Genomic DNA, 14767 nt, shown 5'->3' on the forward strand with positions numbered 1-14767 from the left:
CTTAAAATAATTTGTAATTTTTCTATTTTACATAATGTTAATTAGCAAAATCTAAAAATCAATTAATACTTGCTTTGAACATTTTAAGCTCATCCCAGGTAAATTCATCGCCGTATTTTTCTTTTAATGGATTTAAAGATTCTTCCTGATAGAACTCAAAAGCTTCACGCAAAGCCAGAATTTTATCGTACGGCAGGACATCCGAAATATTAACCTTCTTAGCCTGAATTAGTTTAACAAAATGCGTTTCAACAGTTTGCACAGTTAGCTTACGAATGCGCGCTATATCTGCAATTGAATTTTTCTCCAGCCACAAATCATGAGTTTCTTCTATAGTAGTTTTTTTAGCAGCTTTAGGTTCATTTTTATCTAATTTCCTTGCTGTATAACGAACAACAGGTTCTTCAGTTTTGAAGATATCGGTATTCGTCATGTTTAATTCCTCGCGAATCTTTGCAATCTTGTCTAATTTGTAATTTTTAATCGCTGAAGAGCTTAATTTTTCTTTGCAAATAGTCTCTCCGGCAACAACAATTTCAATTAATAATTTAGCTTTCATTAAGCGCAAAACGGCCTTTGTTTGCAAGTCATCTAAAAAAGCTAATTCTTCGTAAAACTCTTTTACTTTTTTATATTTCTGAATTTCAGCCATTTTCTGCAAAAGATCTGTCACCAGTTTGTCCATCGGCTTGAAAAAATAATCGTAAGCGGCCACTACCCTTTCCTGCACAAAGAATAAATCAACAGTTTCTTTATTGAAAATTTTATTGAGCTGATGGATGAATTTTTGGGACGGATCTAAAAGCAACTCAATAGTTTCCAAACGCTTTGCCGCCCAGACAGAATGTTTCGCTTTTTCAGAATTCACTGCATTTTCATTATAACTAAAACGGTGATTGCGCCATTCTTGTGCTAAATCGGTCCAGTTAAAACTGTTAATCAAATAGTTATGAATAAAATTTTTGGTTTCAAAATGCAAAGAGTTCTTTAAAACTTCTTCCGTTGCTTTGTTCAAAGAATAATCCATTACGTCCTGATCGTTAGAAATGCCATTCATTTGCAATGGAGAAAGCAAAATAAGCCCGTTTAAAGAAGTTAAACGAGATAATGCTACATATGCCTGTCCGGGTAAAAAAACTTGCGATACATCGAGCGCAGCTTTCTCAAATGTCAAACCCTGACTTTTGTGAACTGTAATTGCCCAAGCCAATTTAAGGGGATAATGTGCAAATGTGCCCAAAACCTCTTCTTCAACCTCTTTTGTGAGCTCGTTTACTTTATAGCGAATGTTTTTCCACTCGTATTTCTCAACTTCAATGGTTTTATTCTCTTCAGGAAAATGAACGAAGATTTCTTCAGGCGAAAGCGATTTTATAATGCCCATTTTTCCGTTGAAATAGCGCTTTTCAAAAGAAATATCATTCTTCACAAACATAACTTGTGCTCCTACTTTCAATTTCAGATTTTCCTCTACCGGAAATATTTTCTCGGGAAAATCTCCAACAATAAAGGGCTGAAAAGCAAATTCATTTCCCGCTAAATCATTAATAGCCTGTTCATTAATTGAATCGGCTTTTGCGTTATGAGTTGTGAGCGTAATATAACCGGGATTGTTTTTTAGGTCGAAATCGGGTTTTACATATTCGTTCAAAACCTGAATATCCTGAGGTGTAATCTGGTTATTACGAAGATTATTTAAAACAGAAATAAAAGTGTCGTCTGTCTGGCGATAAATCTTGGATAATTCGATGTAAAGTGGCGGATTTTGCTGGATTACATGCGAATGAAAGAAAAATTTCCCTTTGTAATAATTGCGTAAAGTTCGCCATTCTTCATCCCTGATTACAGGCGGTAATTGCAGCAAATCGCCAATAAAAAGCACCTGAACACCGCCAAAAGAGCGTGAATTTCTGCGAACGGTCTGCATCATAAAATCAATAGCATCCAGTAAATCAGCTCGCAGCATACTTACTTCGTCAATAATCAGCAATTCCATATTTCGAATCACATTTCGCTTTACATTATTCATTTTAAAGTGTCTGCGAAGCGTTTCTTTATTCTCAAACTTCACCGTTTCAGTAAATTTTGATGCTTCATCGTACGATGGAATAAAGGCCGAAAAAGGCAATTGAAACATCGAATGAATAGTTACTCCACCCGCGTTTAAGGCAGCAATTCCCGTGGGAGCTACCACAACAGTGTTTTTGTGCGTTGTAGCGATAATTTCGCGCAAAAGCGTAGTTTTTCCTGTACCAGCTTTACCAGTAAGAAATATAGATTTTTGCGTTTGATTGATGAATTGTAAAGTGTAAGCAGCAGCTTCTGAAACGTTTTGCATTGGGCAATAATTGAAGAACTAAAAGTATCTTATTTTTATAAAAGAAAAAACCTAAATCCGGTAGATTTAGGTTTTTTAATTATTTCGTTGGTGTGGTATTATTTTTTAGCAGCTTCGCCTTCTTTTGCTGCAGGCTTAGCTTCTGCTTTTGGAGAATCTTTGTATTTATCATTCAAAGCTTTAATAATATCTTTTGTGATATCATACTTATCTTCAGCATATAATACTGTTGCAGCATCACCAGTACCGTAGATATAAGAGTAACCGTTCTTCTTACCGTATTCTTTAATGAATTTTTTAACTCCACTTACAAGAGAATCCATTTCAACACCACTTTCTTGTTGTAATTGTTGAGATAATGCTTGCTGAGCGTAACCCAATTGTTGCTCTCTTTTTTGCAACTCCGCACCTCTTTGTTGAGCCCAGGCTTGCCCGTTTGCTTGTGCCTGACTTTGAAAATTAGCAGCGTCTTGTTTAAAACGAGTAATTTCCGCTTGTAGTTGTCTTCCCTTTTCTTCAGCTTGAGCTTTGTATTTTGCCTCAAGATCTTTCGCTTCAGTGTACTCTTTCATTAAAACCGAAGTATCAACGTAAGCTGTTTTTACTTCCTTAACTTCTGCTGTTTTATTACACGAAACAACCGAAATTGAAAGTGCGATAATTACTAATGCTTTTTTCATTTTCTAAATTTCTAATTTTTTTAATGTATTGAAGACAAAAATATAAAAAAATAAATAGCATCAACATAAAGTTTAAAAAATGCTCGAATTTTATGATATTAGTTTTACTTATAAAGAAAAACATTAGCATAAAAAATCATTATTAAAAATGACTTCCACAGCTTTTATTAGAGCCGTTTTCTCAAAAAAAATAACACAAACCCTCATTCTTCCTGAAAAAACACTGCAAATAGGCTTATTTAGCGTTTCAGCCGTTTTTTGAGCATAAAACGCTATCCGTTTATCATTTTTACTGCCTTGTATTTTTAAAATTGATCACAGTCCAAAAAATTATCAAAATTTCATTTTTTTTGTTCTGCAATTTTCAGAAATAGAAATTCGAATAAAAAGTATCATTTATGAAATTTTACTTTGAAAAACACAAAAATAAAACTTCGACATAAAAACAAAATTTCAGCAATTTTTACATCATTCTATTTTCAAATTTGAAATTTGAAAATTCAGCGTAAAATTTGAAAAAACACTCGTTTTTTATGGTATTGCTTTTATTTATGGAACCGTCTAAAAGTATAAAAAACCGCTATTAAAAGCGGCTTTTATAGCTGTTATTAGAGCCTGTTTCTCGAAAAAGAGGATATTTCTCCTCGCCCAGCCAGAAAAAGCGCTGGAAACGCGCTTATTTTGCGTTTTAGCTGTTTTTTAGGACGTAAATGTGAGATGAATACTCTTTTGTACTGCCCGCTTTCAAATTTGACTTTAAGCCAACAAAAAACGCGCTAATATAATTCATTTTTCCGGTTTTGTATTTTTCAGATAATAAGCTCACGTAAAAAGAATCAAATTTCATTGGAAGCACTTTTTCTAACTTCATATCTACTTTTTCAAAAAGCGACTGAATTGCTTTTTTTGAAAAATGCCAAAAATGAATTGGCACATCAAAAGCTGCCCAAAATTCTTTGTAATGTTTTGCGTCGTACGATTTGAAATTTGGAACCGCAACAATTAATGTTCCAGTTGGTTTTAACAAACGCTTCAATTCCTGAATTTGAAGTTCTAAATTTGGAACGTGTTCTAAAACGTGCCACATTGTAATTACGTCAAAAGAATTATTTTCGAGAACGCTAATTTCGTCCACAAAAGAAATTCCTTTTTGCTTCGCAATATTTTTTGCTCTTTCGCTTGGTTCTACTCCAACCGTTTCCCAACCGTCATTTTTTGCCGTTAATAAAAAATCTCCGGTTCCGGCACCAATGTCTAAAATTTTTCCTTTTTGAGATTGTTCCGCATTAATCAAATTGAGTTTGTTTTTTAAAGCGATATTTTTCACAAAGTGATATGCTTTTTCAAACATCGAACGTTTGTTATCTGTGTGCGAAATATAATCTTCGCTTTCGTAATATTTTCCAAGATTTTCCAAATCTGGTTGCGGAGATGTAATCAACATGTCTAAAGTTTCGTCGTGATACAATTCGAAAATTTCTTTAGATACAGAATGGTCTTTTACAGTAAGAAAATGTTTTTTGTTTAAAACGTCCATTTTTTAATTATCGGGATTTTGGTTTAATGTTATAGCAAAACCCTAAAAGTGAAATTTCAATTTTTAGGGTTTGATATTTTAGTATTTATATTTTTCTTTTAGCTCCTCCAATTTATTTTTACAGCCGACATTTTTTCATTTTCAATTCTTGTTTCTGTCAAAATTGTAAAACCATTTTTAATATAAAATGGCATTGGAGATTTATACAATTCGTTGTTTTGTTTTATTTCATTTTCCTGATCAATTACCCAACCATTCAAACTCGTTTTTTCCTTTTTAATTTCATTGATCAAAAGAGATCCATTTCCTTTTCCCTGAATTTTACTATCCAGAATTATCGCAAACCAATCTTCTCCTTCTCTCAAAAAAGTAAATGTCCATCCAATTATTTCATCTGAATCATCAAACAGTAAATAATGTTTTGTGTTCGAAAGTCCGGCCAAATACAATTCAAAATCTTCGATAGTTTTCAAATGTAATCTTGTCGGATATTCGTTATTCCAAAGTTCTCTTAAAACTTCTTTTTCTTCTAATGATAAAACTTCTTTTTCAACGATCTTCATAAAACAAAAATTTAGATTTCATCTCTTTTGTCATTCCTAGGAAAGAGGAATGACAAAGTATAGCAAATTAGTTTCACGTGGAACAAAAATAATTTTAGATTTCTAGTTTATATTTTAGATCATTTTCAAACATAAAACTAAATAAATTAGAAATAGTTTCACGTGGAACAATTCAAGCTAAATGCATACTACATATTCCAACAAACAATCTAAAATCTAAACTCAGAAATCTAAAATTCCTAACGCCCCATATAAATCAACAATACGGAAATATCACTTGGTGACACTCCGCTGATTCTTGATGCCTGAGAAATTGTAACTGGTCGGATTTTGCTTAATTTTTGTTTTGCTTCAATCGACATTGATTTAATTTTGTTGTAATCAAAATTCTCTGGAATTTTTACTTCTTCTAAACGAGTTAGTTTATCCGCGTTGTTTCTTTCCTTCTCGATATAACCAGAATATTTGACCTGGATTTCGGCTTGCTCCAAAATTTCCTGATCAACATCATTTGCTTCTATATATTCTTTTACTTTTTCAAATTTCATCATATCCTCCAAATCAATTTGCGGACGTGAGAAAACTTTAAACATTTTATCACCTTGTGTAATCGGAGCAGTTTCTTTCGCTTCCAGAATCGGATTTGTCTCGGCAACCGAAACACTCGTCTCTTTAAAGAAAGCAACCATCTTTTCAGACTCATTTAATTTCTTTTCCATTCTTCGTAAACGAGCTTCAGAAGCCAAACCAATTTCGTGAGACATTGGCGTTAATCTAAAATCAGCATTATCCTGACGCAACAAAGTTCTATACTCTGCTCTTGATGTAAACATACGATAAGGTTCTTCCGTTCCTTTCGTAATTAAGTCATCAATTAAAACTCCAATATAAGCTTCATCACGTTTTAAAATTAATGGCACTTTTTCGTGTACTTTTAAATGCGCATTTATTCCGGCCATCAAACCTTGCGAAGCTGCTTCTTCATATCCTGTTGTTCCGTTAATTTGTCCCGCAAAATATAAACCTTCAACCAACTTCGTTTCCAAAGTATGTTTCAATTGTGTTGGCGGAAAATAATCATATTCGATTGCATAACCAGGTCTAAAGAATTTCACATTCTCAAATCCCACAACCGAACGCAAAGCTTTAAATTGAATATCTTCGGGCAACGAAGTCGAAAATCCGTTTACATAAACTTCACAAGTATTCCATCCTTCCGGCTCAACAAATAATTGGTGACGTTCTTTATCTGCAAAACGATTTATCTTATCTTCTATCGAAGGGCAATATCTTGGCCCTAGACTTTTGATTCTTCCGTTGAACATTGGAGAACGATCAAAACCTTCTCTCAAAATATCATGAACATCAAGCGACGTGTATGTCATGTGACAAGATCTTTGATGCGTTAACGGAACGGTTAAATCCGAATAAGAAAACTTATCCGGTTTTGCATCTCCTTTTTCTTCATTCATTTTCGAATAGTCCAAAGAACGTCCATCAACTCGTGGCGGTGTTCCTGTTTTCATTCTACCAGATTCAAAACCCGCTTGAACTAAATCTTCGGTAATTCCGGTTGCGGCACTTTCCCCTGCTCTTCCTCCTCCAAATTGTTTTTCTCCGATATGAATCAAACCATTTAAAAAAGTTCCGTTTGTCAAGACAACAGATTTAGATCGAATCTCTACTCCCAACGAAGTTCTGATTCCTTTTATCTTTCCGTTTTCGATAATCAAACCTTTTACCATCTCTTGGTAGAAATCCAAATTTGGAGTTCCCTCCAACATCATTCTCCATTCTTCGGCAAAACGCATTCGATCACTTTGAACTCTTGGCGACCACATTGCAGGTCCTTTTGATTTATTCAACATCTTAAATTGAATTGCAGTGCGGTCGGAAACAATTCCTGAGTATCCACCAAGCGCATCAATCTCTCTCACAATTTGCCCTTTTGCAATTCCGCCCATCGCGGGATTACAAGACATCTGTGCAATGTTTTGCAGACTCATCGTAACCAATAAAGTTTTCGATCCCAAATTTGCAGCTGCTGCCGCAGCTTCAGATCCGGCATGACCTGCACCAACTACTATAACATCGTATTCTTCTAAAAACATTTTGTTTTATTATTCTCTGCAAACCGTTTAAGGCAGTTCTCAGAATTAACTTCTTTACTCTTTTTGTTCCACGTGGAACGGTGCTTGCACTCAAAATTCAAATCTTTCAAATTCAGATTACAATCTGGAAATCCCAAATTTCAAACTCGTCTTCAAAAATCTGTTCCACGTGGAACGATTATAAAATACAAATATCAAAACTCAAAAACTCCAATCTTATAACAATATCTATCCCACGTGGAACAGATACAGAAATCTCAAAATTAAAATCAAATAACAACACTTCTCTTAATGTTTCACGTGAAACATCAATGTGATTTTCGCTTCAAAATTATTTCAATTATAACCCTTGAAAAGATTAAATCTGAAACGTTCCACGTGAAACACTTTACGATCTAAACTTAAACTTGTTCCACGTGAAACTTTTTAAAAAATCAATTTAAACCTTAACATGTTTCACGTGGAACACAAAAATTTAAATTATAAAAAGATGTTTAATTACTGTTCCACGTGAAACATCGCAATCTTTTCATCCTCTTTTGAGCGCATCAGCTCAGCATCTTTATCACTTTTATCTTTATATCCACAGTAATGTAATATACCATGAGCAAGAACTCGTTTCAATTCTACTTCAAAAGAAACATTAAAATCCTTTGCATTGTCTTCTACTCTTTCTACAGAAACAAAAATATCTCCGTTTAATTCGTTTCCAACTGTATAATCAAAACTGATAATATCTGTTAGTGTATCGTGATTTAGATATTCTACATTTATCTTATGAAGATATTCATCATCGCAAAATATGTAATTTATCTCTCCTTCGTTCTTACCTTCAGAAACTATTACAGCACTCAACCAATCGGAAAAGGCTTGTTCGTTGTCTAAAGTAAATTCGGTTTCGTAATTAAAATTGATCATTTTGTATTAAAATATTCTTGAACCTTTTGATTAAAATTCGAGCGCAAAGGTAGCGATTGTCTATTTAAAATCTCTACACTGTTTAAATATTCTAAAAGTGAGCTTGGTAAAGCATTCGTTTTATTAGAGAATTCAGCCTTGTTTGTTTCAGATTGACGCTTCGTATCCTGACCTTGTTGTTGAACTGCATTATTTAATTTTAATAATTCTTGCTGAATATTAAGAATGCGCTGCAAATTCTCATTCTTGAAACCTTTATTTAAAAGTTGTTTTTCTGAAGCCTTCATCTGATCGATTACAGATTTGCCCTGAGAATCTAATCCTTGTTTGGCTAATTCTTTTTGTAATGCTTCACGAAGTTTTACTTGCTCCTTATATATTTCCATGATTGCTTCAGCATCTCCTTCTCCATCATCTCCGTTTTCACCATCTTTTCCTTCACCTCCATTTTTATTTCCTTGTCCATTTTTACCTTCACCATTCTTTCCCTGACTTCCTTTTCCTTGTCCTTCTTTTCCCTGTCCATCTTTACCGTCTTTTCCCTGACCTTGTTTTCCTTCTCCACTTTGGCCCTGTTTTCCTTCTCCGGGTTTTTGTCCTTGTTGCATTCCTTCTTTCATTTTATCACCCAAACCTTTTTGCTTTTGAATAATATCCGGCAATTGCATTCCTTGTCCATCTCCTTGTTTTGGTTTTCCTGCTCCCGGTTTAGACATAGACATTTGCATGTTGTTTAATAAATCACTTAAAAAGTCGGCTAACTTATTTGCCGATGAAGTAGCATACTGTTGGTGTGAAACTCCTTTTGGAACCTGAACATCGGTTAAGGTTTCAATTGCTTTGTCTATATTATATTGTACGTTTCCGATTTCTTTGGTTACATCTTCTGCTACTTTTGGATTACGTAATGATAATGCAAACAAACTATCGTCGACATGTTTGAACTGTTGTTTTAAATTCTGCTGAATCTTGATATTCTTCGTGTAAGCAGAAGAACCTAATTTCATAGATTTAAATTGTTTCATTACATCTTCCTGAGATAAAGAATAGGCTAAAAGATTATCAAGAATCTGACGAAGCATTGCAACATCTTCTTCTAATTGTTCCTGATCTCCGCCTTCCATACTTGACTGCATTTCCTGAGACATGCTTTTCATTTTCTTTGCAGCACTTTTTTGTTTTGGCTTGGCCGATGAAGTATTCTTTTTACTCAATTCTTCAGAAGCTTTTTGTAAATCAGAGTCTACATCTTTTTCTTTTGAAGCATCCGCAGGAATATCAATTGGGGATTTTAAAGACTTGTTTTCTTCTTTAAGATCTTTCAAATCTTCTTTAATTTTATCAAAGGCTTTATTAATATCGTCTTGTTTCTCTTTGGTGTTTTCTCCCTCTTTATTAGAAAGCTTTTCTTGCTCATCTGCAAGTTTATTTAATTTTTCTGCAACCTGCTCTGCTTTCTTTTCTACATAAAAACGCTTCGTTAATTCAACTAATTGTTCTAAATTACGAGATTGGTTTTTGCTGATTTGTTTGAATTTTTCCATCTTATCAAACAACTCTTCACTTTGTAATTTGTCGTTTAAGTTCTTTAATTCATCCATCAACTTTTGATTTTTCTCTAAATCTTTCTCGGCATTATCCAATCGCTTTTGCAAATCATCAGCTGTTTTGTCTTTCTTTTCAGATTGAAACTTATCTAAATTCTTATTCATTTTCTCAGCAAATTGTTTCATCAATTCGTCTTGTTGTTTCTGACGCTTGATAAAATCACTCACTTTTTGCTGATCTTTAAATTCTAAATTATCTTTTTCTTTTCCTGTTTTCTGAATCTTATCCATTTCAGAAAATTGTTTGTTCTGATTTTTTAAAGACTTTTCTAAACTATTGATATTATCATTTTGCTGTTGCAATTCCATATCCTGAATTTCATCTGTTGTGGAAACACGATCTGAAAACACAGAAGACTTTGTACTCTTGAAACCGTGCGGTGCATCATTATCAAAAACTTCAAAATAGTATTCATAAGAGACTCCTTCTTCTACAGCCAAATTACTTGGGAAGTTAAAAACGAATTGATCAAAAACGGCTGGCTTTACCGGAATGGTTCCACGCTTTGCAGTTTGAGGTTTGTTACGTTCGTAGTAAACAACCTGTAATTTTGATAAACCATAATCATCGCCCAATCTTCCTAACACATAATTTTTATCTAATTTTAAACTATCCGGAGCAGGAGAAACTGTGATTGTTGGATGCTGATCTTTGATAACAGATAGCTGATAATCCAGTTTTTCGTAATTTTTGACCTTATTATTAGAAGTAAGAATTTGATATTCTGTATTTTGACTGATATTTTTAGCCAATTTAAACTCGTTTTCTACTTTATTAAACTTAAAAGTTGCCTTTTCATCTTTCCAAACAATCTCCTGAGTCGACTGCGTATTCATTTTCCAAGTTACCAAAGTTCCTTCTGGCACGATTGCATTTCCGGTTCCCTGAATCGTTTCTGATTTCTTTTTTAGATAAGATGGAAAATTCAACACCATTTCGAAGTTAGCAATTGATGGAACTGTGATTACTTTTAATTCATATTCTTCAGATGAAACTGAATTTCCTTCGAAAGAAAACGAAACATTTTCAACTGGCTTTTCAATCTTGAATTCAAACTTTCCTGGCTGAGATGATTCCATAAAATAACTTTCATCTCCAATATGAATCATCACATTTTCGGGAACTACATTTCCAATTGATTCCATTTTGATAACGAAATCTTTGTTTTGTTCTGTTTGTAAATTCTGATTTAAAACCACAAATTTGAAAGGAGCCGGCGGTAAGAATGTAGCATTGAAATGCACTACTCTATTTAAACTTTGAGAAATTATATTGCTATTTCCTGAAATATAAAACACAGCAAAAAGTAAAATTGGAATAATCGCCAATGGCAAATACTTTTTGTTTGTTTTAAAATTGATGGCATTACCAAACGGAATTGGCTGCAATGAATTTGCTTTTTGCTCTATTGAAGCTAACATCAACTCTGAACTTTCTGCTGAATTCTCAGAAGCCGAAAGCTGTAAAAAGTTAGTTAGTTTATCACTTACTTCTGTAAAATGATTTCCAATAATAGCCGAAGCCTGATTATAATCGATTCCTTTTTGAAGTTTGAACAACTTAAAAATTGGAAACAGAATAAATCGGCTCAAAAGAAAAACTTCTACTCCTATAAATATCCAAAATAAAAGGGTTCTTCCTAATGGTTTTAACCAAAGGAAATACTCAATAAAAAGTGTAAACAGAAAGTACAATAATCCGAAACCAATAAAAAGAAGTCCTCCTTTTATCAATTCATTCATATAATATTTTTTAATAAACGCTTCTAATTTTAAATATATAGCTGATGTTGTTTTCAAAATAAAATCTCTTTTAATTATAACCCATAAAAGTAGTAATTTTAATTAGATAATTCTCAATGAGAAAATTAGTCAATTAAGCTACAAGCAAGGCATTATCTAATTAAAACTCATTTTCTAATTCTCTAATTAGAATTGTATCTTTGCATCAAAATTTAAACAAATGTCAAAGCAAGTTCGTGTGCGTTTTGCACCAAGTCCGACTGGACCATTACATATTGGCGGAGTACGTACTGCCCTATTTAATTATTTATTTGCCAAAAAAAACAATGGTGTTTTTTATCTAAGAATTGAAGATACAGATCAAACCCGTTTCGTTCCAGGTGCCGAAGCTTATATTATGGAAGCATTGGAATGGTTGGGAATTGCTCCTGAAGAAACCGTTGGCAAGAATGAAAAATTTGGTCCGTACAGACAAAGCGATCGTAAAGATTTATACCAAACTTATGCAGATCAGCTGATCAATTCTGGTTGGGCATATTATGCTTTTGATACTCCAGAAGCACTTGATGCTTTAAGAAAAGAACAAGAAGCTGAAGGAAAAACATTTATTTACAATCATACTATTCGCGAAAAGTTGGATACTTCTCTAGTACTTTCTGCTGATAAAGTTTCTAAAAGAATTGCAAATGGAGAACATTATGTGATTCGTTTTAAAACTCCGGTTCATGAAACTTTACACTTAAAAGATATTATTCGTGGTGATGTAAAATTTGAAACAAGTTTACTTGACGATAAAGTTTTATTTAAAAGTGACGGAATGCCTACGTATCATTTAGCCAATATTGTTGATGATCATTTGATGGAAACTTCACATGTAATTCGTGGTGAAGAATGGTTACCATCTATGCCACTTCACGTTTTATTATACAAAGCTTTTGGTTGGGATGCTCCGGAATTTGCACATTTACCTTTGATTTTAAAACCGGTTGGAAACGGAAAATTATCTAAAAGAGATGGTGATAAATTAGGTTTCCCAGTGTTCCCATTAGAATGGAAAACAGAAGAAGGTGTTTCATCTGGTTACAGAGAAAACGGATTTTTCCCTGAAGCGGTTATAAACTTCCTTGCTTTATTAGGTTGGAATGACGGAACGGATAAAGAATTATTTTCATTAGAAGAACTTGTAGAGTCTTTTGACTTAAACAGAGTTCATAAATCGGGAGCTAAATTTGATCCGGAGAAAAACAAATGGTTCAATCACCAATATCTAATCAAACAAAATGATGCTGATTTAGCGAAAAGCTTCTCTTCTATTTTGGTTGAAAAAGGTGTTGATATTTCGAAATATGACGTTACAAGAATTGTTTCTTTGATTAAAGAAAGAGCACATTTTGTTTCTGAATTTTGGGATTTGACTGATTTCTTTTTCCAGGCACCAACATCTTACGATGAAAAAGCAAGTAAAAACTGGAAAGAAGAAACCCCGGCTTTAATGCAGGAATTGATTTCGACTCTTGAATATATTGACGGTTTTGATTCGGCAAACATCGAAGCAATCGTAAAAGACTGGTTAACTAAAAACGAAATTGGAATGGGTAAAGTTATGCAGCCATTCCGTTTGAGTTTGGTTGGAGCTTTGAAAGGTCCTCACCTATTTGACATTGTTGAAATCATCGGAAAGGAAGAAACTATTTCGAGAATTCAAAAAGCGATTGCAACTTTATAAAAACAAAAAAGCTCCCAAATTGGGAGCTTTTTTTAGTCCTTAAACAAAAGGATTTTATAATTTTCTTTATTATCCGTTTGAACTAACCAAATTCCCTGATCAGAAATTACACTTTCATAATATAATTTCTTACCTTCTTTTGATACACTTTTCAAATAACTCATAACGTTTGGATTTAAAATCATAGCGACAAAAGTCATTTGAGAAAAAACCTTATTTTTAAATTCATCACTTACATAACTATTGTTTACAAAAGCTTTACTTTTCAAATTACTTGTATTGTTATTGTATTCTATAAAATTGATTTTTGAAATAGATCCGGTCGATTTATCAACAGTTGTAGAATATGAAAACTCAGTAAAATCATTAACTGAAACTGAAAAACTCAAATTTTTATTATACTCCAATAAATTCACCTGAAGTCTAGAGGTCGTATTTATTTTTTCAAAAAAATCTTTTCCATCAATCTTATTAACAGATTCCCATAGTTTTGTTCCGTTTTTATCAAACTTAAACACATAAAATCCTCTAGGATAAACTCCACCATTAATTTCTTTTGGTGCTTTTTCACTATAAATTCCATAGACATAAATATCCTCAGTTGTTCTATCTATGAAATAATGATTTACAGACATTGTACCTAGAGTAACTCTAACTATAGCAAAAGGATAACTTGGGTTTGCTGGAGTAGTATTAAAATCTTTAGGTCCTCCATAATTGTCTGAAGTAACAAAAAATTTATCACTAAGCTTTAAAATAAGAGGTAATTCCTTTACCTTTTTTCCTTCAAAATCATAAGTCGTTTTATACAATATTGAAGTTTGAAAATCAGCTGAAACAGATTTTGTAATAATATCAAAATTTTCGTTTCCATTCAGTTTAGCACTAAAAGAAGTTTTAAGATCAGCTTTTGCATACGCATCACCTTTTAGTAAAGCTAAGTCAGGTTTATCAATCTTAATTCTCTTCCTCAATTTACTTTTAATTTCTATTGTTTCAAGATATATATCATCTTTCTCGAAGTCAATCTTTTCTTTTTGTTTCTGATTAGTAAATCCAAAATCATAAACATCATTAAATGAAGCATTAAAAAAATCATTTGGCCATCTATTAGTAACATTATTCAAAACATGGTAATAATCAAAACGCCCAAAGAAATTAGAATTTAAATCTTCAAGTACATCATGATTAACAGGGAAAACATTTTTATCCTGAAAAAATTTATAATTAGCCTGCATAAATTTTGTAGCATCATATGCTTTATAAGTGTTCTCAGTTACGGAAAATGTTGGGCTAACTAATTTTTCGTTTTCAAATAGAGTTGTTTTTTTTCCATCTACATCAAAACTTAAAGCGTTTGTAGTGATGTAAGAAAGTGTCATAGTAATTCCAAAACCTTTATACACAACAAATTTCTTTGAATTTGGAAGGTATTCAAAAGTAATAGGTTCATTTTTGTCTTCAAATTTTTCCTCAACTATAACAGTTTGGGCAGATAAATAAACAGAAGTAAATAAGACAATACTAAGTAGTATTCTTTTCAT

The 14767-nt window shown here is 32.8% G+C and carries 9 protein-coding genes; 1 reads left to right on the forward strand and 8 read right to left on the reverse strand.

Going from position 1 to position 14767, the window contains the following annotated elements; translation table 11 throughout:
* Nucleotides 1-58: 58 nt before the first annotated feature.
* The 7 genes from BUE22_RS07450 to BUE22_RS07480 form a co-directional block, all read right to left on the reverse strand.
* The gene (locus BUE22_RS07450) at nucleotides 59-2338 is read right to left on the reverse strand and encodes a helix-turn-helix domain-containing protein (RefSeq protein WP_073394430.1); all 2280 of its coding nucleotides are present in this window, start codon (nucleotides 2336-2338) and stop codon (nucleotides 59-61) included.
* A gap of 98 nt (nucleotides 2339-2436) precedes the next feature.
* The gene (locus BUE22_RS07455; protein ID WP_042564922.1) at nucleotides 2437-3018 is read right to left on the reverse strand and encodes an OmpH/Skp family outer membrane protein; all 582 of its coding nucleotides are present in this window, start codon (nucleotides 3016-3018) and stop codon (nucleotides 2437-2439) included.
* Nucleotides 3019-3706: 688 nt separating this feature from the next.
* Nucleotides 3707-4555 carry a class I SAM-dependent methyltransferase gene (locus BUE22_RS07460; protein ID WP_073394431.1) on the reverse strand — a complete coding sequence of 283 codons (849 nt, stop codon included), beginning with the start codon at nucleotides 4553-4555 and terminating at the stop codon, nucleotides 3707-3709.
* Nucleotides 4556-4653: 98 nt separating this feature from the next.
* Nucleotides 4654-5118, reverse strand: a complete 465-nt coding sequence (locus tag BUE22_RS07465; protein WP_073394432.1) for a GNAT family N-acetyltransferase — start codon at nucleotides 5116-5118, stop codon at nucleotides 4654-4656.
* 239 nt (nucleotides 5119-5357) lie between these two features.
* Complete coding sequence (mnmG, locus tag BUE22_RS07470; protein ID WP_073394433.1) at nucleotides 5358-7229, reverse strand: tRNA uridine-5-carboxymethylaminomethyl(34) synthesis enzyme MnmG; 1872 nt, start codon at nucleotides 7227-7229, stop codon at nucleotides 5358-5360.
* Nucleotides 7230-7727: 498 nt separating this feature from the next.
* Entirely contained in the window at nucleotides 7728-8147 is a 420-nt protein-coding gene (gene ybeY / locus BUE22_RS07475; protein WP_073394434.1) for an rRNA maturation RNase YbeY, read from the reverse strand.
* Nucleotides 8144-11554, reverse strand: a complete 3411-nt coding sequence (locus BUE22_RS07480; RefSeq protein WP_073394435.1) for an O-antigen polymerase — start codon at nucleotides 11552-11554, stop codon at nucleotides 8144-8146. The genes ybeY and BUE22_RS07480 overlap by 4 nt, the downstream gene beginning before the upstream one ends.
* 163 nt (nucleotides 11555-11717) lie before the next feature.
* Between BUE22_RS07480 and gltX the strand changes: the two genes are divergently transcribed.
* Nucleotides 11718-13223 carry a glutamate--tRNA ligase gene (gene gltX / locus BUE22_RS07485; protein ID WP_073394436.1) on the forward strand — a complete coding sequence of 502 codons (1506 nt, stop codon included), beginning with the start codon at nucleotides 11718-11720 and terminating at the stop codon, nucleotides 13221-13223.
* A 32-nt stretch (nucleotides 13224-13255) separates the two neighbouring features.
* Here gltX and BUE22_RS07490 read toward each other — a convergent pair whose 3' ends face one another.
* A complete protein-coding gene (locus BUE22_RS07490; protein WP_124020525.1) occupies nucleotides 13256-14767 on the reverse strand; it encodes a hypothetical protein in 1512 nt (503 codons plus the stop codon).

The organism is Flavobacterium pectinovorum (genome assembly GCF_900142715.1).
In the GTDB taxonomy this organism is placed as follows: Bacteria; Bacteroidota; Bacteroidia; order Flavobacteriales; family Flavobacteriaceae; genus Flavobacterium; species Flavobacterium pectinovorum.

What these genes read in the sequence shown, in the direction of transcription:
- gltX (WP_073394436.1), top strand. Translation starts at nt 11,718, where the DNA reads ATGTCAAAGCAAGTTCGTGTGCGTTTTGCACCAAGTCCGACTGGACCA.
- BUE22_RS07460 (WP_073394431.1), bottom strand. Translation starts at nt 4,555, where the DNA reads ATGGACGTTTTAAACAAAAAACATTTTCTTACTGTAAAAGACCATTCT.
- BUE22_RS07450 (WP_073394430.1), bottom strand. Translation starts at nt 2,338, where the DNA reads ATGCAAAACGTTTCAGAAGCTGCTGCTTACACTTTACAATTCATCAAT.
- mnmG (WP_073394433.1), bottom strand. Translation starts at nt 7,229, where the DNA reads ATGTTTTTAGAAGAATACGATGTTATAGTAGTTGGTGCAGGTCATGCC.
- BUE22_RS07455 (WP_042564922.1), bottom strand. Translation starts at nt 3,018, where the DNA reads ATGAAAAAAGCATTAGTAATTATCGCACTTTCAATTTCGGTTGTTTCG.
- BUE22_RS07465 (WP_073394432.1), bottom strand. Translation starts at nt 5,118, where the DNA reads ATGAAGATCGTTGAAAAAGAAGTTTTATCATTAGAAGAAAAAGAAGTT.
- BUE22_RS07490 (WP_124020525.1), bottom strand. Translation starts at nt 14,767, where the DNA reads ATGAAAAGAATACTACTTAGTATTGTCTTATTTACTTCTGTTTATTTA.
- ybeY (WP_073394434.1), bottom strand. Translation starts at nt 8,147, where the DNA reads ATGATCAATTTTAATTACGAAACCGAATTTACTTTAGACAACGAACAA.